Genomic DNA, 24,452 nt, shown 5'->3' with positions numbered 1-24,452 from the left:
AAGTTGGCGACAACAGTTGTCAAAAGCATTCACATTTGGTAATAAACAGCGGTTAAATATCGCCCTTTATCCTACTCAAAGACTGTGGAGTTACGCCAAGATAAGAGGCTATATAATGGCTGGCAAACTTATGGAGCAAGTACGGCTCCTCGGCCAATAATTGCTCATAGCGTTGCGATGCTGATAGGGTGAGCAGGCTTAGCGATCTATTATGTGTAGCAATATACGCCTGCTCAGTTACCAGTTTACTTTGTTTCTCAAAATCAACATGTAAGGATGTTAGCGGGATAGCTTCTTTATAATCAATCACAATGGCTTCAATATCTGTTAGTGCCTCCACGTTTAGTTTGGAGGGCGTTTGTGTTAAAAAGCTTTGATAATCTATCGCGAAAAAGTTTTCGAAGCGGGAATGATGATCGTTAAAATGAAAATACCAGGTGAAAGTTTTGCCGGTAAAATCAGTATAGTATGAGCGCGAGCGGCCTTTAACTATAAAGATGATTTTGTCGCAGATGTTTCCCTGTAAGAGCATCAGCTCGCCCTTAACATATTGCTTAGTCCTCAGCTTTGATTCCATCACCATCCGGTTTTCTTCACTCAGACAAACAAACTGGTTCATAAAAGCTGAAAAGGTATTCATTTTATAAATATCGGTAAATTTAAGGAACTGAAATGCTTTACCTAAACTTGAATTTCACAGCGTATAATTCCATTAAACGCAGTGATAAAATCGTGATTTTACAAAATCAGATAGAAAGAACGTTTTGCTCAACCAAACAAACTACGCAGCCTTTTAAAATCTATAATCTGCTTATTTGTCCTCTGGTTGGTATCAGCGAGGGTAAAGGTTAATTGATGGCAAGCTCTATACACGCAGTAGACTTACGAAGCCTATTGTAAAGCAAGGGGTGTATAATGCTTTAAAATCTTCTCGAATAATATTTCGGGCACAAAGGGCTTGGTTAAATAATCGTCCATACCATATTGCGTAGCTTTAATTCTGGTTTCGGGCATCGCATCGGCGCTCAAGGCGATAATAGGGATATCCGGTTGGGTTTGTTTTATAATCCCGGCTGCCTCAAAACCATCCATCAAAGGCATTTGCAAATCCATAATAATCAGGTCGTAATTAGTAAGCATGGCTTTTTCAACAGCCATCTGTCCGTCGGTAGCCTGGGTAACATTGGCCTGCCAGTTTTTAAGAAATTTACTGGCTATCAAAAGGTTCATTTTATTATCATCCACCAACAAAATTTTCATCCCCTTAATACTGCTCTCCTTTTCTTTTTGGGGAACCGCTTCAGCTTCATCAACTTCCGCTTTATCAAATACAATCGAAAAACTAAACTGTGTGCCTTCGCCTATGTTGCTCACCAATTTAATGGTACTGTTGTGCAGTTCGATAAGACGCTTTGTAATAGCTAAACCTAAACCCGTACCACCATAATCGCTTTGGGTTGAATTGTATTCCTGTGTAAAGGGGTCAAATATTTTATCAATATTCTCGGGCGAAATACCAATCCCGGTATCTTCTATAATAAACTTAATGGTTACTTTATCATACCTGAGCTGTTCCAATTCCAGCTTCAAAAACACGGTTCCGTCGCGGGTAAATTTAACAGCGTTGCTCAGCAAATTGTTAAGTACCTGGCCGAGGCGCAACTGGTCGCCAATCAGGTTGGCCGGAATCCGGTCATCCAGTTTCAGTTCCAGGTATGATGAGTTAGCTTCGGCCTTGTTTTTAAACGATTGTAATATATTTTGCGCCAGCTTATTAATATTGAACGGCGTTTTATAGAGTTCCAGCTTTCCGGCCTCAATCTTATTATAATCTAAAATATCGTTAATCAGTTCGAGCAGGTTGTTACTCGAAAAACGCAGGGTATTGAGATACTCCAGCTGCCTTGGCGCCGGATTATCCTGTAGCAATAAATTGGTAGTGCCGATTACCGCATTCATCGGCGTACGAATTTCGTGGCTCATGATAGAAAGGAATTCTGATTTGAACCTGGACGATTTTTCGGCATTCTCTTTGGCTATAATCAGAGCCTCGCGCGCTTTCTTAATATCCGTAATGTCTTCGCCTATGCTGGTTGTTTCAACAATCTTCCCAAACTCATCATGGGTAACAGTATTTTTCCAGCTGATGATGCGTTGCTTGCCGTTCCGGCATATAATTGGGCTGGTATGCTGCGCATAAAAACTATCGCTGTCCAGCCATTGCCTAAATTGGTCCTGCAATTTGGCCGGTACAAAGTTATCTGCCCAGTTCATACCTATCAAGTCAACCTTATCATAGCCTATAATATCGGCCAGATGTTTGTTACAAAAAACGATGTCGCCTTGTTTATCCAGCGTAACTGCAGCCAGGTTAACGGTTTCCAGTACATTCTTATATTTGTTCTCTGCGCGCTCAAAGTCAAATTCTATTTTCTTTCTGTCGGTCTGGTCCTGCAGAGTACCTAAAATACTTTTGATAGCACCGTCCTTAGCCAGTGTTTTACCCACAATTAAACTTAAATATTTCAGTTTGCCTTCGGGCGTTATAATACGGTATTCAACAAACGAGCGGACAATTTTTAAATGATCCTTAAAAATGCCGGCAACGTTTGGCCTGTCATCAGGATGTACAAAAGATAATAGCAGTTTAAAATGATCTTCATGTTTCACCTGCTCTTTGTCCAGTTCGTAAATACGGTACATCTCGTCAGACCAAGCGAGGTTATTGAGGATGATATCCCACCTCCAGCCACCAATTTTTGCGATAGCCTGTACCTGCATCAACTCAGCCTCATTTTTTCGGATGGTTTTATGCGCAAGGATGCTATCGGTAATATCCTGAACAATCCCTGCCATTTTAACCACCTTGCCCTGCCCATCCTTAACCGGATAGCCGCTTACTACTTTAAAATATTTCAAATTGCCTTTAGGAGTAATCAGCCTGTGCTCAAACTCGTTTAAGGGGTTATCGCCCAGATTAGCAAAATACAGCTGAGCCTTTTCACGGTCTTCCGGATGAACCAAACTGATATAATAATTCAGTTTGCTGCGGTCTGGAGGGATATCAGTTACTTCCAGGATGGAAAATAAATTATTAGACCATGAAATGTCCCTGCCTGATACATGTGTCCACCAGCTTCCTATTTTGGCCACAATCTGCTCATTATAAAGCACCAGTTCGTTCTCTTTCAACTTACTGGTTGTTGTTTTCAGCTCGGTAATATCAGTTAAAGTAAGCGTAAAGTTGCCTGTAAACTGCAAATCGTCGGTGAAAACCGGCGCAATAGTAGCGTTGTACCAAAAGTCGTTACCAAACAAACCCTGAAATTCAAACCTAAGGGGTTTAAGTGTTTTAGTGGCTGTTTTAGCCATATTACTCAAACCGGGTATTTGCAGATCGGCCAGGGTTTTGCCAACCAATTGTTCCGCATCAGCGGCAAGAGCATCATCATACTGGCACCATACATTGGTGCATATTTTGTTTTTATTAAACTCGATAACCAGATTTGAATTTCCGGCGATTAAACTTTGTTTTGAAAAAACATTTTTCTCCAACAGATCGTTAGCTTTAACCAAAGCGTCTGTTTTTTCGATCATCAAGGTTTTCATTTTGATGTATCGTAAAATGTAGGACCGCCTTAGCAAAAAAAGCAAACCACACAACACTGAAAAGATGGCTATAGACACCAGCATTACAGGTATTTCTGAAATTAAACTTTGGGAAAAAGCAAAAGCTCCGGCAAAGGCAATTAAATTAACAGCAATAAGGGATAGTAATTCAAAAAACCGCCGGCAAAAAAAACTCACCAATAACAAACTAACCAGCGAACCAAAAAAATACTCGCCGGTAAAATTATTGCTACCAAGCAAATAACAATTATTGATGGCTAAAAATACGATCAGCGCAAAATAAGCCGCAAACTTATATACTTTGTTATCGTTATAAAATGACACTAAAAAAGCAACCAGACAACAACCACAGGTAAATGCACGTAACGCAAGCGGATCCCACGACTGTGGGGCGTAATTAAGATACAGAAAATGAAATACTATATTTAAAAAGCAAATAATGATAAAAAACAAACGGTAAAAGTCTTTATCGTTATCTGCCTTTAATAGTCTGTCTAAACTCAAAAACATGGCGTTGATGGGGTATTATTGGCAAATATTAGCTATACTTGTTCAGTAAAATCAATTTAAAATTTTACATTTCAAAACAAATCTAATCAATAAAAGTACACAGATTTATTTACATTTGCCAACAACAACCAATTTACATGTCAGAAATAATACAACTAAAAATCGGCGATAAAACTTATGACCTACCGGTTATACAAGGTACCGAAGATGAAAAAGCGATTGATATTTCAAAACTGCGTGACCTAACCGGGTATGTAACTTTAGATGTTGGTTATAAAAACACCGGCGCCACCAAAAGTGCAATTACTTTTTTGGATGGCGAAGCAGGTATTTTAAAATACAGAGGCTATCCTATTGAACAACTGGCTCAAAAATCTACTTTTTTAGAAGTTGCCTATTTACTGATATACGGCGCCTTGCCCACTAAGGATCAAATCCAGAACTTTCAAAAGCAAATCAATAACCATACTTTGGTTCATGAGGATCTTAAAAAGTTTTTTGATGGCTATCCGTCAAACTCCCATCCTATGGGACAACTTACCGGCTTGATCAGCTCCCTATCTGCTTTTTATCCGGAGTCGTTACATTCGAACCAGACACCGGATGAGATTAATGAGACCATCATTAAGTTGTTGGCTAAAATGACTACCATCGTATCCTGGATCTATAAAAAATCGTTAGGCCATCCGGTAATATATCCTCAAAAAAGGTTCGACTATGTAACCAATTTTCTGTACATGACCTTTGGCCAGCGTACCGAGGAGGTTACTATTGACCCGGTTATTGTTGAGGCCATGAACGTATTGCTGATTTTACATGCCGACCATGAGCAAAATTGTTCTACATCAACGGTGCGCATTGTTGGCTCGTCTGAAGCTAACTTATATTCATCAGTAACTGCCGGTATTTCAGCCTTGTGGGGCCCGCTGCATGGCGGCGCTAACCAAGCCGTTATTGAGATGCTCGAAACCATTAAGGCCGATGGCGGTGATACCGACAAATGGATTAACAAAGCTAAAGATAAAAATGATCCTTTCCGCCTGATGGGTTTTGGGCACCGGGTTTATAAAAACTTTGACCCTCGCGCCAAGATCATTAAAAAAGCCTGCGATGATATTTTAGAAAAGTTAGGCATTGATGATGAGGTACTTGATATTGCTAAAAAAATAGAAGAGATAGCACTGAAAGACCCCTATTTTATTGAGCGTAAATTATATCCTAATGTTGACTTTTATTCGGGTATTATATACCGCGCTTTAGGTTTCCCTACCGAGATGTTTACCGTGCTGTTTGCATTGGGCCGTTTACCGGGATGGATTGCTCAATGGAAAGAAATGCGGGAGAATAAAGAGCCCATTGGCAGGCCGCGCCAAATATACATAGGCGAAACAGACCGCGACTATGTGGATATTGAAAACAGATAGTATACAATACCCCCTATACTTGATAGCCCTCGATTTTATCGGGGGCTTTTTTTTGAAAAAATTAAGAAAAAACGAAACAATCATTACAGACTTCCCGTTTAAAAATCAATAATATTTTTCTAACGAATTTGCCCCTCGGAGCAGTTCCTGAAAAAAGACTGACTTGATATAAAAAAGAAAGCACATACAGCTCTTACTGCATGTGCTACTATAATAATTAACTGACTTCATTTAAGCAATGAAAAACTATAAAGAACTAAAGAGTATTTTTATATCCACCTATCACTGTCCTAACGCCTCATTAAATTTCTAATTAAAAGTATAATTACGATTACCAAGGTCACAATTAATAAACCAAAGCCAGTAACTAACAGTATATCCATTTTATTGGAACGACTTCTAATCCCCTCGCCTATTTATCGTAAGTGAGCCCTTCGGTCTCAATTTATCATCCATCTATAGTCACCAGTACCATTCAGGACCATCAACCTATAAAAAAACATCCCTATCCCAGGCGGGATGCTGATTTATTGTTATTAACTGACTTCATTTTAACGCAATGAAAACGATAAAGAACTAATTAGAAATACCTGGTTATTTCAATAATACAAATAACTATATAGCATAAATTTGTTGTGGTTAATTACTTACAATACAACGCAATACCATGCCATTTATTTTATTTAAGGGCTTTATAAGCCTGCAAACCACTATCTAAAAATTTCAAGTAACTTATAGGATCGTAGTCGGCTCCGCCGGGCGGAACCAATAAATTACCGCTGTTATCAAGCAAAACATAAAACGGCTGCGAGTTGGCCTGGAACCTTGATGCTTCCAGATAGCTCCACTTATTACCTATGGTTTGAATATGTTTACCCTGAGGCGTGGTAGTTTGCTCGGCGGCGGCTAAGTCGGTTTTATCATCCACATAAAGCTGAATCAGCACATAGTCTTCGTTAATCCTTTGGTAAACATCCTTATTGGTCCATACGTTGGCTTCCATTTTGCGGCAATTTACGCAAGCGTGGCCCGTAAAATCAATCATTACCGGCTTGTGCACCTTAGTGGCGTAGGCCATTCCCTCATCATAATCAAAATAAGGGTTTAGCCGCGCGGGCTTGTCAAACAACTCCGAATATTTGTGGGGCTTTTGATCAGCCTGGGCTGTGCTTGACTGGCTTGTACCGCCACTGTTTAAAGATGCTGTGTACAGATCGAAATCCTGCGTTGACTGAGGGGGTAAAAAAGCCGAAATTGATTTTAGCGGCGCTCCCCATAAACCGGGCACCATATAAACCGTGAATGCCAGGATAACAATAGATAAAAATAACCGCGGTACAGATATATAAGGCAATGGGCTATCATGACTGAAGGCTAATTTACCCAACAGGTATAAACCCATCATGGCGAAGATAACGATCCACAATACCAGGAATATTTCACGATCAAACCACCTCCAGTGGTAAGCCAGATCCACGTTGCTTAAAAACTTTAGCGATAAAGCCAGCTCTAAAAATCCTAAAACTACCTTTACACTGTTTAGCCAGCCCCCCGATTTGGGTAACGACTGCAATAAACTTGGGAACATGGCAAACAACACAAACGGAACCGATAAGGCCAGCGCAAAACCGAACATTCCGATTGCCGGCCCCAATAAGGCGCCTGTGGTTGCAGCCTGTACCAGCAGTGTACCAATAATAGGCCCTGTACAGCTAAACGACACCAACGCCAGGGTAGCCGCCATAAAAAACAGCCCGGCCATTCCGCCTTTGTCGGAATTTTGATCCATTTTATTAACCCATGAACTGGGCAGTGTAATTTCGAAAGCACCGAGGAAAGATGCCGCGAATACCACCAGCAACAGGAAAAAGAAAAAGTTAAAAATACCGTTTGTTGATAAACTGTTAAGCGCATCGGCACCAAAAACAACGGTTACCAATAAGCCCAGCACTACGTAAATTACAATAATGGATAGGCCATAGGTTAGCGCCTTACTTACCCCGTTTCCTTTTTTCTCGCCGCTTTTAGTAAAGTAACTCACGGTGAGCGGTAGCATCGGGAAAATACATGGCATCAGGATAGCTGCAAAGCCACCCAATAAGCCCGCGATAAAAATAGCCCAAAGCGAACGCTTTTCTTCTTTTTTAACCACGGCTTTACTTTCGGCCTTCACTACTGCCTTCTGCACCTGCTGTTTAGCTGTGTCGGCAGTTTTAACCTCAGGCTTGGCAGTATCAGGAGCGGCGGGTGCAAATTCTACTCCCGCAGTTGACACTGTATCCTGGCTATAGGCATTTACCGCTGTACCGAACAACAATGTTGCGGCTAACAACAACAATAAGGGTATAAATTTCAACTTGAATGTCATTACTTAGTTAACAGGTATGCTAAAGTCAATATCTTCTGGTGGCAGGCATTGTTTATCATTACAGGTCATGTACTCTAACTTGCCCTTAACTGTGGCTTTGCTACCTTTCAGTTTTATCTTTTGTTGAAATATAACCGAGTTTTGAAAAAAGCTCACATCCATATTAAAAACCTTTTCGTTACGTGTAATGGGGGTAGGCTCAATGGTTTTACCAATTACGGTATACTCTTTTGATGCCGGGAAGGTAAATGTAGTTTTAACCGGCCCACCTTCTTTTACCGTTTGCGAATATAAGTGCCAGCCTTCATCAATAGTAGCTTTCATAAATACTACCGCTTCGCCATTTTTAAGTTTTTTAGCGGCATAGCTCCATTTTACCGGAGTAAGAATTTGAGCATGTAAACTTGTGGCCGACAGCAACACAATGGCCGCAATTATTATTTTTTTCATGTGATATAAATTTGGATAATTAAGAGCCGAAAATTTCTTTTAGTTTTTGATTTAATGCTTCGCCGCGCAGGTTTTTCGCTATAATTTTACCGGTTGGATCAATCAGGTAGTTTTGGGGAATAGAGCGGATGCCGTATTGTTTGGCAACTTCGTTATTCCAGAACTGAAGGTCAGATACCTGAGTCCAATCTAAGCCGTCAGCCTTAATTGCTGCCAACCAATCGTCTTTTTTACCCGGACGATCTAACGACACACCCAACACGGTAAAGTTTTTAACCTTATATTGCTGATAAGCTTTTACTACATTAGGGTTTTCGCCGCGGCAAGGGCCGCACCAGCTTGCCCAAAAATCAAGCAACACATATTTCCCGCGGAAATCGCTTAGCTTAACAGGCTTGTCGTTCACATCATTTTGTGTAAATACCGGGGCCATGGCTCCGATGGAAGTAGCTCTTGCTGCCTCTATCAATTTAGCAAACTCGATTCCGGATGTGCTACTGCGGATACCTGCGGATAAGCCTTTAAAAATCGGCTCAATTTTAGGCACATCCATACTTGGGCCGGCAATTTCACCTAAGGCAGCCAAGCTTAAATAAGAGTCCGGATGCTGGCTGATGTACTTGTATTGCAAAGCTTCTTTTTCTTCCTCTGCTTTATTATACCTGGCTTCCAGTTGTTTATTAAACTCAGGGTCTTTGCGCTTATCGTTCGAAGCAGCCATATAATCAGCATTAACCTCATTCATTTGCTGTATGGGCAAGCTGATAAACTTGTTGTAAGCTATATTTTCTGTATTAAGTTTCGATCCTGCAATAACAGCCTTCTTTACCGAATCTTTTGATGTTAAAACAATATTTCCTTTTTCAATAAACATGCTTAAAACATCAGCGTCGCGGCCTAATTTGCGTATTCCAACACCTTGATGATCCAACACCAGTTGGGCACGCATCGGCTCGGTGGCTGTACCTTTAAATTCAAAAGCTCCGTTAGTCACAACAGCCGAATCAAGTATGGTTTTGCCTGCAGCCCTGTAATTTAAATAAGCCATAGCTGGCTTACTCTCTGCGCCAATTTTGCCCGTGATGCTAAATTGGTTGCTTTGGGCAAATACCGTTACCGGGATAGCTGCTAAAGCCGTTAAAATTGCTTTCTTCATTTTTAATTATTGTTGTTATGTAAATGGTTGTTTAATCTGCTAATGGGATGATAACCTGTAAACGTAATTTCCGACGACAAATATCCATCTTTAACGGTTTCTTCTCTCATCAAGTCTGTACTTAAGTATTTTTTATTGTCATCGCAAAGCAAAGTTACAATAGTTGCGTTATCGCCCATCTCTTCTTTCAATTTAATAGCGCCTATTACATTGGCTCCAGAAGATATACCTACCGCTAAACCTAACTGCCGGGCTAACTTTTGCGCCATGATGATGGCGTCGCCATCATTGGCTTGTATTACCTGGTCCAATTCGTTCAGCTTCACAATAGCCGGAATAAACTCGTCCGAGATACCCTGAATACGGTGACTGCCCACTTTATACCCCGTAGTTAAGGTAGGCGATTCGGCAGGTTCCAACGGATGGATTTTAATATCCGGATTCATGCTCTTTAAATATTTGCCTATCCCCATAATAGTGCCGCCTGTACCTACACCCGCTACAATAGCATCAGGCATTTTGTTAACGCTCACCAATTGTTGCCAAATTTCTTTGCCGGTTGTTCTTTCGTGCGCCTCGGCATTATACAAATTTTCAAATTGCCTTGGTAAAAAAATATTTTCCATTTCGCGAGCCATATACTCTGCCAGCTCAATACTGCCTAAAAAGCCACCTTGCTCCTTGCTGATCAAAATCACCTCGGCACCCATGCTGCGTATAATGTCAATCCTCTCCTTACTTAACCAGTTGGGCATAATAATTTTTACGGTGTGCCCTAAAGCTTTACCTATGGCTGCAAAAGCAATTCCGGTATTACCGCTTGTAGCCTCTACAATCGTATCTCCTGGTTTAACCTTGCCATTCAGGTAGGCGCGGTACATAATATACAGGGCCATCCTATCTTTAACGCTACCGGTAAGATTATAATGTTCACATTTAACGTAAATGCTCCCCGGCTTGCCTTTATATTCATATTGCAACTCAAGCATTGGCGTATTACCTACCAGATGCCACAGGTTTTCGAACTTTTTTTCCAGGCTTAAATCTAAACCCATTAGTATGATATCGTCCACAGAAACTTAAATTATTATATGGTAAATCTCCCCATATATATAATTATTAGCAATCATTTTGCTGAAATCCGTAAATTTTCCGGATATTTAACTTTCAATTGGTTTTTTTCCTGATTTAGACGAATTTTATTTAGTTACATTGTATAATTTTCCAATCCCAAATACTTTTAATGATGACAATCACGGGTTTAGATGCTACCGATATCGAAATTTTAAAACTTTTACAGAAAGATGCTCTTCTAACCAATAAAGAAATCTCGTTTAAACTCCGCAAATCTATAGCAACGATACATGAAAGGATCAGGCGCTTAAAAGAACAAGGCTATATCAACCGGGTGGTAGCTTTGCTTGACAGGACTAAGATTGATAAATCGCTTATCGCCTTTAGTCAGGTGCTCTTAAACGGCCACACGGCAAATACTTTATATCAGTTTGAGCAGGAAGTAGTTAAATTTCCGGAAGTAATGGAATGTTTCCAGATGACGGGCACATTTGATTTTTTACTGCGTATTGCCACCCGTGATATGGATGCCTATCATCATTTTTACCGGAACAAATTAGCTACTTTACCCAACATCACGTCGATACAAAGCTTTTTTGTATTATCTGAAACGAAAAGCGACACCGCATACCCCTTATAATTAAATAATTACCGTTTCTATTTGACGCAATACTAAGAAATTGAAACTAAAGACTCGGGGCCAAGGCATCAACGCCCCCAACCTATCCTTTTTTGATATAAGTTTTAGGGTCAATGGCTGCCGGCGACCATCCTTTAAAAAACTCCATTACCCTGGCCTTACTATGCCCTTCGCCCTGCTCAAGGTAGGCGGAGTTTTGGGTATGTAAACGGTTGCCCTTATCGTCCAACACTACAAAAACCGGAAAGCCAAAGCGTTGCGGATAACCTAAACTTGCCAAAACGGCCGCGTTTTTATTCTCACTGCTATAATTTACGTGTACTACAACGTAATTGTCCGTCATGTATCTATTCAAATCCGGGTCGGTAGTTACCAGGTTATTAAATCGTAAACACCACACACACCAGTTGCCTCCAATTTGCAGCAATACATTTTTATGTGCTATAGCCGCTTGTTTTACCGCCGCTTTAATATCTGCCTGAGCATCAGCAGCAGGGTTATATAATTTAACAGTGTCTTTGTTTTGAGCTTTAAGCCCCATGCACATGGCGGTAAACAAACAAATTAATAAGTATTTTTTCATGTTGCGGTATTGATTGGTTAAAAATACAAAACCTGTTGTTATAGCATACAAGCCCAAGCCTAAATTAGTGTCTGATATCAAATTAAAAAAGGCCGCCCCGGTATGGTGTGACCCCAAAAAGTTGGACAGTTTACAAAATTAAGTTTTTTGTACGAGAGCTCGGTATTCCACCGGGCTCTTTCCATTTAACCTGTTTTTTATTCTTTCATTGTTATAGTAATGAATGTATTCTTTTAACGAAGTTATAAATTCTTCCGCAGTTTCAAAGCTCTGTTTGTACAGTAATTCTGTCTTTAAGATCCCAAAGAAGCTTTCGGCCAAGGCATTATCCAAGCAGTTTCCCTTTCTGGACATGCTTTGAATAATTCCATGTTTTTCCAAAGCCTTTCTATATCCATAATGTTGATATTGCCACCCTTGGTCAGAGTGAAAAATAAGTCCCCTTATATCTTTCACTTTATCAAAAGCCTCATATAACATTTCATCTATCATCTGCATATTTGGAGATTTTGAAATACTATAAGAAATGACTTCCCCGTTGAACATGTCAATTATAGGAGATAAATAGATCTTCTCCCCTTTAATGTTCATCTGAGTGACATCCGTAGCCCATTTCTGATTAGGCAGATTTGCCTCAAAATCCCTTTCAAGTACATTAGGGGCAATTTTACCAACCTCACCTTTGTATGAGCGATAACTTACTTTCCTGATATTGCATTTTAGGCCTAATGTTCCCATCAATTTTTGGACAGTCTTGTGATTTATGCTATAACCCCGGTTCTTCATTTCGGCGGTGACCCGCCGATAACCATATCTGCCTTTATGCAAGTGGTATATACTTGCGATCTCTTCTTTTTCATGCTTGTATTTATCATCATTTAGGCGCTTGCGATGATAATAAAATACAGAACGAGCCATCTGTTTGCAATCCAATAGAATTGAAACATCATGTTCGGGCCTTAGTTCTTCGATGGCTTTTGCCCACTCATGCGTTCGCGGGCTTCTTTTTCCTTGACTAAGGCCGTGACTTTTTTTAATAGTGCGTTCTCCGCCCGCAAACGGCTATTTTCCGCCTGGAGCTTCTCTACTTCTGTTTCAGGTTCAAGCTTCTTTGATCTTCCCATGCATTTAGGTGGTCGTCCAGGATTCTTTTGCTGGTATAGTACTGCATATCCCTCAACCCGTACTGATCTTACCCAGCGCTCTAAAGCAGTCTTGCTTAATCTATATTCCAGAACAACCTGATTTAAAGGTACTTTTTTTTCTATGACAAGCCTTACAACTTCTTCTTTGAAATCAGGCGTGGGCTTGACGTTAGGTTGTTTGAGCAGCCCACTTTCGCCATAAAGATCATATTTCCGAACCCATTCCAATATCATGCCTTCACGGATATGGCGTTCGCGGGATATCCGTAGAATCGGCTTTCCCTTTCTTACTTGAGAAACTACATCAAGTTTCTCTTCAAATGTGTGCTTTGACATAAATAATAAACCCCAAAAGTTTTTGTCTAACTTTTGGGGTTCACTTCAGTAAACACACGGGCCAGCCTTTATAATTTATCTCCAGTGGCCGCTCACCCAAACAGATCCACCGCGTACATTATCCCAGTGGCCGGGCATCCAAACATGCCCCCTTCTTTCGTGTACATAATGTGGGTGCACATATACGTAACGGCGGCCTTCCCATCGCCATTCACCCGGAATCCATATGGCACCCCGGTACGGAGCAACCGGCCTTACAATTACAGGCTCTACCGGCCTAGTGCGTACAAAAACCCTTACCTGCGCATTACTTGCTATTGCTGTTGTTATCAGAATGGTGAATACCATCAGAAATTTGCTTATCGTTTTCATAATAATATGTATTTATTAATTGAACTAAAGCAAAAGCCGAAGGTTTATTGGGCCATATGTTAAGAGATGTTAAATCTGCACTTCAACGTTCTCTTTTTTCAGCATATCGGCAATAATCATTTCGGCATGGATGCGCGAATTTTCAATAAACCACAAATGTGTATCCATACCGCCGCAAACTACACCAGCCAGGTAAACGCCCGGCAGGTTAGTGGTTTCCATCGTGAGCGGGTTATATTGGGGCAGCAATTTTTCATCAGCCGAAAGCTGAATGCCCAGCCGCTTTAGAAAAGTAAAGTTGGGTTTATAGCCGGTCATGGCCATTACAAAATCGTTCGGAATGGTAACTATTCCATCTGGTGTTTGAATATCCACCTCGTACTCCCGGATAGCGACTACCGACGAATTAAAATAAGCCTTTATGGTGCCCTCTTTAATCCGGTTAATAATATCGGGCCTCACCCAATATTTAACCCGGCTGCTAATTTCGTTATCCCTAACTACCATAGTTACTTCGGCGCCTTTACGGTAAGTTTCCAGCGCCACATCAACCGACGAATTGCTGGCACCCACCACCAGCACCTTTTGCAGGGCATAGTAATGCGGGTCTTTATAGTAGTGTTTTACTTTAGGCAATTGCTCGCCCGGCACATTCAAATCAACAGCCACATCATAAAACCCGGTAGCTATAATAATATACCTGGCCTGGTAGGTTGCCTTAGACGTGTTAATGGTATAGCCATCGGCTCCGTGCGCCATGCCTTTTACCTCCTCAAACAGTTGTACCGGTAAATGATTAGAAGTTGTTACCCGGCGGTAGTACTCCAGCGCCTCGGCCCGGGTGGGCTTTACATTGTTTGATACAAATGGGATGTTGCCTATCTCCAGCTTCTCGGAAGTGGAAAAAAAAGTCATCGTTGCCGGATAATTATACAGCGAATTAACCAGGCAACCTTTATCAACAATAACAAAGGACAGCCCGGCTTTTTGAGCTGCCAGTCCGCAGGCTAAACCAATCGGACCGGCACCTATGATGAAAATATCAAGCATGGTATACTAATTTAAAACAATCAGGCTAAAACGTCCTGAAACTCTTCAACCTTATCTATAATCGCTTTGGCGAAAGGGCAAAGCGGAACTATTTTAATATGATTAGCCCGCGCGTATTCCACACCTGCCCTAACCAATTGCATACCAACATGTTGCCCCTGTAATTCATTAGATACCTCGGTATGATAAATGATCATCTGATCGCCCGACATGCCATAGGCCATTTCGGCAACCCAATGTCCATCCTTTTCTACATAAAAAGCGCCGCGATTATTTTTCTCTTCCCGTTCAACCTTCATAAATAAAATGTTTTATTGAGGGCAATTTAGCAATAAGTTTACATTTGAGCACCGCCGACAGGTAATTTGAAGCTATAGCATACGGAAAATAACAAACAGGTTACCAAACACCTAATCAAGTTATATTATTGGGGTGTTCCCTGCCGGGCCGCGCTTTCCGTTGCAAGTCCTCATTGCGCTCCGCTTCATTCCGGACTTTACACTGCAATCGCTAACACGGTGTTTAATCATAACCTCAGCAGCGGTACCTGTCATCTCTTTATCCGTTACCGTAATAAAGTTATTACTGCCGGTAAGCGGAACAGTATACTTTACCCTTGGCTTTTCTTTTGATGGGTTGCGCAGGCTGGCAAACTACTGTTTAATTGCAGCTTCCATGTTATTCACGTTGATATCTCCAACAACAATCAAAGCCTGTAGGTCTGGCCGGTACCAATCCTTATAAAACCTTGCAATGGCCGAAGGTTTAAAATTGTTCAGCACAGTGTCCAGGCCAATTGGGATACGCCTGGCATAGCGCGAATTAGCTAATAGAACAGGCCAGTAAACCTGTTGCATCCTTTCGCCCGCGCCTTTGCCCAGCCTTTTTTCTTCCAGCACCACGCCCCGTTCTTTATCAATCTCCGCCGGATCAAGCGTTGCTTCACTGGCCCAGTCGCGCATAATCTTCAGGCCTCCCTTTAAAAGTTCAGGATTGTTTGACGGAATTGGTAACTGGTAAACCGTTTCATCAAAACTGGTATAGGCATTCAGGTCGGCCCCGAATCTGATTCCCGACTTTTGCAGGTAATTAACCAGCTCGTTTTTAGGAAAATGTTTGGTGCCGTTAAAGTTCATGTGTTCCATAAAATGGGCCAGGCCGCGTTGGTCTTCATCTTCCAGTACCGAACCCGCCTTATTGACCAGGTACATGATTACCCTGTTTTTGGGTTCTTCGTTATGACGAATATAGTAAGTAAATCCGTTGGCAAGTTTTCCGGTTCTTACCGCCGGATCTTGTGGCAGAGTTGCCGCTGTCTTGTTATTGCGTACACTCTTTACCGGGGGTTGCCCGAATATTATGGCAGGGATAAACAGGAAGAGTAACAGTAAATAGCGTAGTGTGTTCATTTGCTTTGTTAATGAGCTGGTTTGTTTTTTTATATCGTTTGTAACAACGATATAAATCAGGTGACTTATTTGAACAAAACACTTGCAAGTGTTTTGTTCAACTCATCCCCGCGAAGGTTCCTGGCGATAATTTTTCCGGTAGGGTCCAATAAAAAATTAGATGGGATTGCCTGGATGTTTAATAGTTTGCCTACTTTTCCGTCGTTATCAATTAGATTGGTCCAAACAAGGCCATCTGCTTTAATGGCCCTGAGCCATGAGGCTTTTTGAATGTCAGACGATACACCCAACACTTCAAAATTATTTTGGTGATATCGCTGATAAGCTTTTTTTACATTAGGATTTTCAGCACGGCAGGGGTTACACCAACTTGCCCAAAAATCTACCAGAACATATTTCCCCCGGAAACTTTTAAGCGAGAGCACTTTGCCGCTGGTATCGCTCTGCGAAAAGTCCGGGAGCTTTTTTCCGATAGCGAAAGCGCTTTCCTTAATCAGCGTTGCCCCTAATTTTCTACCTAAACCAGTTTTACGGATAGCTGGGTTAAGCTTCGCGAAAAGAAATTGCGTTTTTTCGTAGGGCAGGCCATGGCGCTGGCTTTCAGACAACAGAAAAAGGCTGAAATAAGAAGCGCGATGTGCTGTGATAAACCTTTGCTCGGCCGCGTGCAGTAAAACATCTAACGAATCTATGCGGTCAGAAATCCGCCCCGTTTTCTCAATGATGGTTGCCTGATCGCGGGTGCTGTCAAGTTTTTGATCTTCCAACCTGATATAAGCCCTGAACAGACTATCGGATTTTTCTGTGATAGCAGCAGTGCTGCTATCATAGGCCTTCATCTGTTTATTGAGGGCTGAACTTACCGTTTCCAGCCTGATCTGCGAATCAACTTTAAATACCACATTGGCAACCCCTTTTTCAATAAATAACCTAAACACTTTTATAGTGTCTTTCCCCTTAACTTTCAGCCTGAAGGTGATGGATGCAATATTGGGTTCTGCTATTTTTCCTGTAAATTTAAAATAATCGTTTTTGATGCTTACTGAATCGTAAGTTGCCGTATTCCTATAAATGTTGAGATATGCCTTGACAGCCTGTTTTTTATTGATCCCGGTTATCTGGCCTTTGATAAGATATGTCCCCTTAGCTACCTGTGCACTGGCAAAAGCGGGAAGGCAGAAAAAGGCTATTACAATCGATTTTATATTCATTTGGATGTATTCCTCTACTTGATTTTAAATAAAAATTATTGTTAAGCGTGATTGCCTAACTATCATGATGAAATCTATTGATAGCCGGGGTTTTGTGTCAGTTCGTTATTATTCTGTATTTCTATTCTCGGGATGGGGTATAAGGCATCGGTAGCTTTCCAGGTGGTTGGCTTGTTCGCCTTCATAACGGCATCGAGCTGGCCAAGCCGTTTCAGGTTGAGCCAGCGGTCGCCCCATTCAAAACAAAGCTCTACCCGCCGTTCCTGCCCTATTGCAGAAAGCAATGACGGGGCATCGGCTGCTTTTGTATTACCCAAACCGGCCCTTCCACGAATCACGTTGATATCCGCCTGCGCGCCACCAATGTCTCCCTGTTGCGCTCTTGCCTCGGCCCGGATGAGGTATTGCTCTGCAAGCCGAAACACCATCGTGTATTCCTGGTAATTAGCAGTGAAACTACCGTCCAGTTTGTATTTGTTGATGTAATAAGCATTTGCCGTAGCTGAATATCCAACGTAGTTGATACTGCGGAGATCTCCGGCTTCGAATGCTGAGATTAGGTTGGTAGGCGGCTGTTGAGACACCAGGAAGTAAGCATAATCCCCCAAAGTGTAACCGCCCAGCGCCGAGCCATAGCTGTTCCAAAACTGCCAGATTGCTTCTTTACTATCTGCGTGAAAGATATTCATGACTGCCGGATCAGCGGCCATCTTCCCGAGCGCGTAAACCGCATTATGGTTGATAACCTCGCCTGATTTCGCCGCGGCATCTGCCCAGTCGCCAAGGTAAAGGTAAACCCTGGCCAGCATCGCTTTGACTACCCATTTATTTGCCCTGAACCGGCCCGCTGTGGGATAGTCGTCACCCAGATTACTTTCCGCGCTAAGCAGGTCTTTCAGAATTTGCTGGTAAACGAGGGCGGTTGCTGTCCGCGGTAATACCGACGATGTTTTGTAAGCCGTCGAGGTGACTAATGGTACATCTCCGAAAAAGTTAACGAGGTAAAAGTAGGCGAAAGCGCGGAGGAACTGCGCCTCGCCTGTGCATTGCTTTTTTTTCTGCGCAGTCATTCCCTGGGAGGCCGCTGCACCCTCCATAATGGAGTTGGCAATATAGACCACGTTATAACTATCTCCCCAAAATCCATTAGTCTGCGCATTACTCGGATCAAGCTCATTATTATACATCGAAATATAACCTGTGCTGAAGCCATTGGGATTAGGAACAAGCTCATCAGCGGAAAGCCCGGTACTGAGCGGGATGTCTGAACTATAACTAATGCTATTGGACAGCGTAGCGTATAGCCCGACGAGCACGCTGTCTGCCGACGCGTCACTGGCATAAACCTGGTTTGTTGTTCTGATGTATTCCGGGCTAACTTCCAATATTTTTTTACAGGAACTCATAGTAATCATCACGATTAAGCCGAGGTAAAATACAGGCATTACAGCCGATATCTTGATTTTATTAGTGATCTTATTGTGTAATTTCATGTTTTAGCAAATTAGAATGTCGTGCGTAAACCAAACGTAATTGTGCGCAGTGTGGGCATACTGGTACCGGTTTCGGGATCGAGCCCCGGATAACTTGTAACCGTGAAAATATTATTGCCCATGGTGTAAAGGCTTAAATTCTGCATACCTAACCTGGCCGCCAAAGTTCGGGGGAAGCTATAGCTTAGCGATAAGCTGGATAAGCGTAGGTAAGATGCATTGTACATGGACGCAGTGCTGGAGTTATATTCGCTAACGACATTTGAGTTTGTGGTGTAAGCCGGAATGGAAGTTACATCACCCGGTTGCTGCCATCTCCCCAAAACAACCGATGGTTGATTACGAATATCCGAACCCAGGCTTAAGTAGGTAAAATACTTTTTCCCCGTCTCCTTAAAGCTGAAGAAAATATCCAGTTGGAAATTCTGGTAACTGAAACTGTTGTTAAACCCACCGTAGTAGGACGGAAGGTTATTGCCTATCGACGCATAATCTTCAGGATACGTGATCACACCGTCCTTGTTAATATCATCGACATGGAGGATTCCCGTTTTGGGATCTACTACAGGGTTTCGGTAACCCCATATTAAGGAAACCGACTGTCCGATTGTGTAGATATCGGCGTAACTTGAACTTGCGAGGTTCGGGAAGGCGAGAAGCTTATTCCGGGCTACGGTTAGGTTAACGGCGGTTGACCATTTAAAGTCCTTATTTTTTATCGGAACGGCATTTAATTGGACCTCCCAACCGGTATTCTGTATGGTGGCGTCCAGATTCTGTACTACAGACGACAGGCCGCTTTGGGTGGCTAATGGATAGGATACCAATTGGTTGCTGGAAATATTTCTATAGTAATCAATACTCAAGGTTATCCTATCCTTCAAAAAGCCCAGGTCCAGGGCGGCATCCAGTTTTTTGTTAACTTCCCATTGATAGCCAGGATTATACAGGTTGTTAGGGTATAATCCCGCCGTTTGATAATTAGCATAGGTTTTAACGTAGTTAACAAAATACTGATAATCGCCAACGTTGTCGTTGCCTGTTATACCGTAGCTACCCCGTATTTTTCCGAAGCTCAAAACGGGCAGGTTTTCTTTAATCCAGGCTTCTTCGGTAAAGATCCAGGCGGCCCCCGCTGACCAAAAATTACCAAACTGCCTGTCCGGACCGAAGCGTGAGGAGCCATCCCGGCGTAATGTTACATTTAACAAGTATTTCTGGTCGTAATCATAACTTAACCGCGTAAACCCAGAAAGGATCTTGTACTTACTGGCTGTGTTTAACGTATCGATGATCCCCGCTGCCGATATATTTTCCAATTGGTTATCATTTTTATACTGATAACCTGTCAGCCGGTGTTCGCTGGAAGAATTATAGATAAAAGTACCGCCAACCAGTGCATGAAAGTTGCTCTTTCCCACGTTGAGTACATAGTCGGCCTGCGGTTCCATTGATTTTGAACTGTTCATGTTATTGGCAAATGCGGCCGAACCGAGTGGGTCGTAACCGTTCGGATTACGTGATGCCCGGGGGCTCAGGTAAAGCTGGTTTAGCCGCATATCCGTATAGCCCAGGCTTGTTTTCAGCGTTAGCCCGGGTAATACTTTATAACTTAACAGCATGTTGGCATTGAGATTCTTTGTTTGATTAGAAAGAGTTTGCAGTAAAACAGCAACCGGATTAGGTAAAGCCCAGTTCAAAGAGCCGTCAGCTTTATAAAGAGAATAATTGGGAGGAAGATTATAAAATGAATTTGGATCCAGCGCGACAGTGCTGTTCTTATCCCTGGAATAGTTAACCGAAAGGCTGCTATTAAACTTATTGTTTACTGAGTTGTGGTCCAGGTTAAACCTCATATTCCCGGATTGTAGGCCGTACTTGCTGTTATATACCGTTTTTTGATCCCGGTAGCCTCCGCCCAATAGAAATTGTGTGGTCGCGTTACCACCTGAAGCGTTCAGTTCTGCATTATTGGTTTGCGCCGTCCCTCCAAAAAATTTTCTTTGCCAATCGGTATAGTCGGTCTGGCTCCATAGGGTCAGGTCAGGATATGATGTGGTATTAATGACTCTGCCACTGTTAATAGCCGCCTCCCGGCGGGCGGCAAGGTATTGTTGGGTATTCAGCATGTCCATGAAATGGGGGACCCGCGAAATACTGGTATAGGCATCAGCATTAATTTTCACCTTGCCTTTTTTTCCTCTTTTTGTCGTGATCAGAATAACACCATTTGCTCCCCTGGTACCATATATGGCGGTTGCGTCGGCATCTTTAAGAACCTCAATGCTTTCAATAGAACTGGGATCGATACTTTTAAAAGGGCTTTCAACCGAACCGGGGTATATACCATTATTAGTTAATGTACTAAGCGAACCGGCCGTAAATGGCACGCCATCTACAATATAAAGCGGGTTTCGGGCCGCGCCGTCCAGATTGAGCGTGCTTATTCCCCGGATCTGAACCGTAACTGCTGCTCCTGGAAGCCCGCTGTTATTGGTAATCAGCAAGCCCGGAACCCTGGCCTGAATAGCACTTATCGGATCAGCGGTTGCCTGCTTGTCAATAACATCGGCACCTATCCTGGTGCTGGAACCCGTAGTTAAACGCTGGGAAGTTCGCTGCCCATAGGCCAGCACATGTATTTCGTCCAATGCGCTGATACTCGTTTTTAACTGGATCTGTAGTTCGCCGGTAGTTCCCGATATTTTTACTTCCTGTTTTTCATAGCCGATGAAGCTGATCACAAGAATATCGCTTTCCTCCAGCCCCTCAAGGCTAAACTCTCCTTTTTCATTGGTAAATGTTCCTTTCCCGAGTCGCTTCACCAAAACGGATGCACCGCTCAAGGGGAGACTTTCGCCTTTCACCGTTCCTCTAATAGTGACCGACGGAGAGAATATCTTTTTTATTTTATCCAATACCCCGGTCTCTTTCCGGGATACAACAATGGTATTTGTATTTTCAACAATGGTAAAAGTAAGGGATTGATCCTTAAAACAAAGGTCAAGGGCATCCTGAAGACTGGCGTGGTCAACTTGGATAGTAACAGGCTTAAAGTCCTGCAACAAATCACTTTTATACCAGAACATATATCCGGTTTGCTTTTTGATCTCTTGAAAAACTTTTTCCGCCGGGGCGTTTCTTGCTGAAAGAGTGACGGTTTGCGCAAAGCTGCCCCCGGCAACCCGGAAACAAAATAGCACTATAAATAAGGCAGTCAGTTTCATCATCAGGAGTATTCTGTTTACTTGCCCCCGTTTTAAGGACATGGCATCAGGGAGCGTACAAAAATTCATACATTTGTAGTGTTTGGGTTAAGTGAATAAATATCTGTCGAAAGATTTTTACCGTGTTTTACGGTGCGGTTGACCCGGATATCCGCCGGAAGTGTTCGTTGCACTTCCGGCTTTTTTCTGGGTAACCCGTGATGGTTGCTGGTATTATTTCTTCATCGTTGCGGGTTTAAAAGTCATCTGATCGGGTTAATTAACTATAAGGTTTTGGGTTTATGGTTTTACTATGATTTTTCGCCCCTGAAGTTCAAAATGAATATCGTTCAGCGCCAATATTTTTAGCAAGCCCGAAAGGTTGGCGTTGCGGGATATGGCTCCGGTGTATAACTGGTCGGGCATCTTCCCCTGGTAGGTTACATCTACATCATACCACCTGGAAACCATGCGCATAACCGTTTTGATATCTGCGTTGGTAAAACTTGTTTGTCCGTTTCTCCAGGCAATTGTTTCTGCTATATCAACCGGTTTAGTTATTTTTATATCAGTAGTACCCACATTGTTTTCAATTACAGCCTGCTGGCCGGGCTGCAACAAAGCCGACCGTCCATTTTTAATAACTTTAATGCTGCCCTCAAGCAGGGTTGTTTTGTTGTTTGGATCATCAGAATATGCATTGATATTGAAATGAGTGCCAAGGTCTTCAATGGTTTGGCCATTAGCCGTAACCCTAAAAGGCCGGCCATAATGATGTACAACTTCCAGGTAAGCTTCGCCGGTTATAACTACTTTTCGCTCGTGGGTATTGAAGGCAACAGGATAAGTGATTGATGACGCGGCATTAAGCCAAACCCGGGTACCATCGGCCAGAGTGAGCTGATACTGGCCCCCACGCGGCGTTGTTAGTGTGTTATACGTAACTTCAGCTTCCGGCGCAGCTGCGGCGTATGTTAGGCTTCCGTCGGCAGTTTTATTGATGGATACATTTCGTTGAATAGCCAGCCGGCCATTTTTTGCGCCGTTTAGTATAATCTTTTGTCCATTCGATAAGGTCAGCATAGCTTTATTGCCACCCGGAGAAATATCATATTTTTGTGATAGTTCCAACTCTGCTGTTTTCCGGTTATGAATAAGCAGGTATATTCCCGCCGACAGGCAAAGCACTATTGAAGCCGCTGCCGCTACGCGTGGCCATAAACGTTTAGCCCGATACGGTCTGTTTATTAACTTTCGTTCCATCAATTGATGAAATATCGCGTCACTTTCTGAAGTTAATTCCTCTTCCGAAAGAAGAGGAGCGTCTTTCCTGCGAAAATAATGTAACCAGTATAGCGTCTTAAGGTCGTCTTCTTCGGTAGCTGTTCCCGAAGCTACGCGTTGTAGTGCCTGCTTAATGCCTTTTTTGCTCATTATTTAAATGGTTTTTTGCCGTATTATAAGTAAAGGCAACCGAAGAGCCCTGTTTGGGTACAACAGATAAAGAAAAAATTAAGAAAATGTTAAATTTTAAGTAGTATATTGATTATCTGTTGGTTAAAATCATCGTTGGTTGATGATATAGAGCAGGTATACAGCTATGCCAAGTTTTACACGGAGGTGTTTCATCGCCCGTTTTATTTGGGTTGCCACCGTAGCTTCGGCGATACCGAGTTGTTCAGCTATTTGCTTATTGGTCATATAGTTTTTGCTTCGCAGCGTATAGATCTCCCGCATTCGTGGCGGCATTAACGCAATTTCCTTTTCAACCATGGCAATAATATCTTTCTCCCTGATCAGGTAATCAGTTTCCTTGCTTTCTATATCTGTATAGGTATATTCTTCATTTGCATATTTTTCCAACACCTTTTGATGTTTAAAGATATTGAACACCTTATGAAGCACCGACTGATAAAGATACCCGGAGAGGGTTGTTTTTAAATCGATGTTTTCCCTGTGATCCAACAGCCAGGCAAACACATCCTGTATCACATCCCTGGCTTCTTCTTTGCTTCCAAGTTTATGATAGGCATAAAGGTAAAGTGGTTTATCATAACGCTGGTAGATTTCTCTGAAAGCGTCATCATCACCAGAGCGCAGCCGTTTTGTCAATTCGAGGTCAGAAAGCCGATCATAAGGATGCTGCATATATTCTATCCGAATTTACATAAAATAGCCCCTAATTTAAAAATAACACATGAATTTGTTTGAAAATCCGCTTATCACTACAGCCTGGAAACTAAAACACAAAAACTTCAGGCAATAATTGCTATCAACCAAAGTTGTCTGGATAATTAAGGTTATCCGAATTTTTTCCAACATTCTGAAATAATTCGAAAACGAATGCTTATTAATTATCTTTTTATTCCACTATTAATTGGGGGATAAAATACAT

21 protein-coding genes are annotated in these 24,452 nt (G+C 42.2%); 3 read left to right on the top strand and 18 right to left on the bottom strand.

Going from position 1 to position 24,452, the window contains the following annotated elements:
* Positions 1-52 precede the first annotated feature (52 nt).
* The gene (locus tag MUCPA_RS23100; protein WP_008509678.1) at positions 53-640 is read right to left on the bottom strand and encodes a Crp/Fnr family transcriptional regulator; all 588 of its coding nucleotides are present in this window, start codon (positions 638-640) and stop codon (positions 53-55) included.
* A 251-nt stretch (positions 641-891) separates the two neighbouring features.
* Positions 892-3,609 carry a PAS domain S-box protein gene (locus tag MUCPA_RS36350; RefSeq protein WP_169316199.1) on the bottom strand — a complete coding sequence of 906 codons (2,718 nt, stop codon included), beginning with the start codon at positions 3,607-3,609 and terminating at the stop codon, positions 892-894.
* Between the two features lie 64 nt (positions 3,610-3,673).
* Between MUCPA_RS36350 and MUCPA_RS38335 the strand changes: the two genes are divergently transcribed.
* Together MUCPA_RS38335 and MUCPA_RS23085 are read left to right on the top strand one after the other, a co-directional pair.
* Positions 3,674-3,874 (top strand): hypothetical protein, encoded by a 201-nt coding sequence (locus MUCPA_RS38335; RefSeq protein ID WP_169316198.1) that lies wholly within the window; start codon positions 3,674-3,676, stop codon positions 3,872-3,874.
* Positions 3,875-4,277: 403 nt separating this feature from the next.
* Positions 4,278-5,564, top strand: a complete 1,287-nt coding sequence (locus MUCPA_RS23085; RefSeq protein WP_008509675.1) for a citrate synthase — start codon at positions 4,278-4,280, stop codon at positions 5,562-5,564.
* Positions 5,565-6,243: 679 nt separating this feature from the next.
* Here the strand turns inward: MUCPA_RS23085 and MUCPA_RS23080 are convergent.
* The 4 genes from MUCPA_RS23080 to MUCPA_RS23065 are packed head-to-tail and all read right to left on the bottom strand — an operon-like array spanning position 6,244 to position 10,593.
* Positions 6,244-7,932 carry a protein-disulfide reductase DsbD family protein gene (locus MUCPA_RS23080; RefSeq protein WP_008509673.1) on the bottom strand — a complete coding sequence of 563 codons (1,689 nt, stop codon included), beginning with the start codon at positions 7,930-7,932 and terminating at the stop codon, positions 6,244-6,246.
* A gap of 3 nt (positions 7,933-7,935) precedes the next feature.
* Positions 7,936-8,382 (bottom strand): protein-disulfide reductase DsbD domain-containing protein, encoded by a 447-nt coding sequence (locus tag MUCPA_RS23075; RefSeq protein WP_008509671.1) that lies wholly within the window; start codon positions 8,380-8,382, stop codon positions 7,936-7,938.
* A 19-nt stretch (positions 8,383-8,401) separates the two neighbouring features.
* Positions 8,402-9,538 carry a TlpA disulfide reductase family protein gene (locus MUCPA_RS23070; RefSeq protein WP_008509669.1) on the bottom strand — a complete coding sequence of 379 codons (1,137 nt, stop codon included), beginning with the start codon at positions 9,536-9,538 and terminating at the stop codon, positions 8,402-8,404.
* A 2-nt stretch (positions 9,539-9,540) separates the two neighbouring features.
* Positions 9,541-10,593: a PLP-dependent cysteine synthase family protein gene (locus MUCPA_RS23065; protein WP_040626312.1), complete on the bottom strand. Its 1,053-nt coding sequence runs from the start codon at positions 10,591-10,593 to the stop codon at positions 9,541-9,543.
* A 188-nt stretch (positions 10,594-10,781) separates the two neighbouring features.
* Between MUCPA_RS23065 and MUCPA_RS23060 the strand changes: the two genes are divergently transcribed.
* Positions 10,782-11,252: an Lrp/AsnC family transcriptional regulator gene (locus tag MUCPA_RS23060; RefSeq protein ID WP_008509664.1), complete on the top strand. Its 471-nt coding sequence runs from the start codon at positions 10,782-10,784 to the stop codon at positions 11,250-11,252.
* A gap of 82 nt (positions 11,253-11,334) precedes the next feature.
* Here MUCPA_RS23060 and MUCPA_RS23055 read toward each other — a convergent pair whose 3' ends face one another.
* The 12 genes from MUCPA_RS23055 to MUCPA_RS23000 form a co-directional block, all read right to left on the bottom strand.
* Positions 11,335-11,835, bottom strand: coding sequence for a thioredoxin family protein (locus MUCPA_RS23055; protein ID WP_040627870.1), 501 nt, complete (start codon positions 11,833-11,835; stop codon positions 11,335-11,337).
* 138 nt (positions 11,836-11,973) lie between these two features.
* Positions 11,974-12,873 (bottom strand): IS3 family transposase, encoded by a 900-nt coding sequence (locus MUCPA_RS23050; RefSeq protein ID WP_157544057.1) that lies wholly within the window; start codon positions 12,871-12,873, stop codon positions 11,974-11,976.
* On the bottom strand, positions 12,795-13,316 hold the full coding sequence (locus MUCPA_RS23045; RefSeq protein ID WP_008503751.1) for a helix-turn-helix domain-containing protein: 522 nt from the start codon (positions 13,314-13,316) through the stop codon (positions 12,795-12,797). Before MUCPA_RS23045 ends, MUCPA_RS23050 begins: the two co-directional genes overlap by 79 nt.
* A gap of 75 nt (positions 13,317-13,391) precedes the next feature.
* Entirely contained in the window at positions 13,392-13,688 is a 297-nt protein-coding gene (locus MUCPA_RS23040; RefSeq protein WP_008509662.1) for a YXWGXW repeat-containing protein, read from the bottom strand.
* A 69-nt stretch (positions 13,689-13,757) separates the two neighbouring features.
* Positions 13,758-14,738 carry a YpdA family putative bacillithiol disulfide reductase gene (locus tag MUCPA_RS23035; protein WP_008509661.1) on the bottom strand — a complete coding sequence of 327 codons (981 nt, stop codon included), beginning with the start codon at positions 14,736-14,738 and terminating at the stop codon, positions 13,758-13,760.
* 20 nt (positions 14,739-14,758) lie between these two features.
* Positions 14,759-15,037 (bottom strand): GNAT family N-acetyltransferase, encoded by a 279-nt coding sequence (locus MUCPA_RS23030; RefSeq protein WP_008509660.1) that lies wholly within the window; start codon positions 15,035-15,037, stop codon positions 14,759-14,761.
* Positions 15,038-15,391: 354 nt separating this feature from the next.
* A complete protein-coding gene (locus tag MUCPA_RS23025; protein WP_040626308.1) occupies positions 15,392-16,147 on the bottom strand; it encodes a M16 family metallopeptidase in 756 nt (251 codons plus the stop codon).
* A gap of 65 nt (positions 16,148-16,212) precedes the next feature.
* Positions 16,213-17,358 (bottom strand): TlpA disulfide reductase family protein, encoded by a 1,146-nt coding sequence (locus tag MUCPA_RS36345; protein ID WP_008509659.1) that lies wholly within the window; start codon positions 17,356-17,358, stop codon positions 16,213-16,215.
* A gap of 74 nt (positions 17,359-17,432) precedes the next feature.
* The gene (locus MUCPA_RS23015) at positions 17,433-18,851 is read right to left on the bottom strand and encodes a RagB/SusD family nutrient uptake outer membrane protein (RefSeq protein ID WP_008509658.1); all 1,419 of its coding nucleotides are present in this window, start codon (positions 18,849-18,851) and stop codon (positions 17,433-17,435) included.
* Positions 18,852-18,862: 11 nt separating this feature from the next.
* A complete protein-coding gene (locus MUCPA_RS23010) occupies positions 18,863-22,081 on the bottom strand; it encodes a SusC/RagA family TonB-linked outer membrane protein (protein ID WP_157543975.1) in 3,219 nt (1,072 codons plus the stop codon).
* Positions 22,082-22,357: 276 nt separating this feature from the next.
* On the bottom strand, positions 22,358-23,491 hold the full coding sequence (locus MUCPA_RS23005; protein WP_008509656.1) for a FecR family protein: 1,134 nt from the start codon (positions 23,489-23,491) through the stop codon (positions 22,358-22,360).
* A 129-nt stretch (positions 23,492-23,620) separates the two neighbouring features.
* Complete coding sequence (locus MUCPA_RS23000) at positions 23,621-24,205, bottom strand: RNA polymerase sigma factor (protein ID WP_008509654.1); 585 nt, start codon at positions 24,203-24,205, stop codon at positions 23,621-23,623.
* Between the last annotated feature and the right edge of the window lie 247 nt (positions 24,206-24,452).

The sequence above is a fragment of the Mucilaginibacter paludis DSM 18603 genome (genome assembly GCF_000166195.2).
In the GTDB taxonomy this organism is placed as follows: Bacteria; Bacteroidota; Bacteroidia; order Sphingobacteriales; family Sphingobacteriaceae; genus Mucilaginibacter; species Mucilaginibacter paludis.
This window is presented reverse-complemented; position numbering and strand designations above follow the sequence as displayed.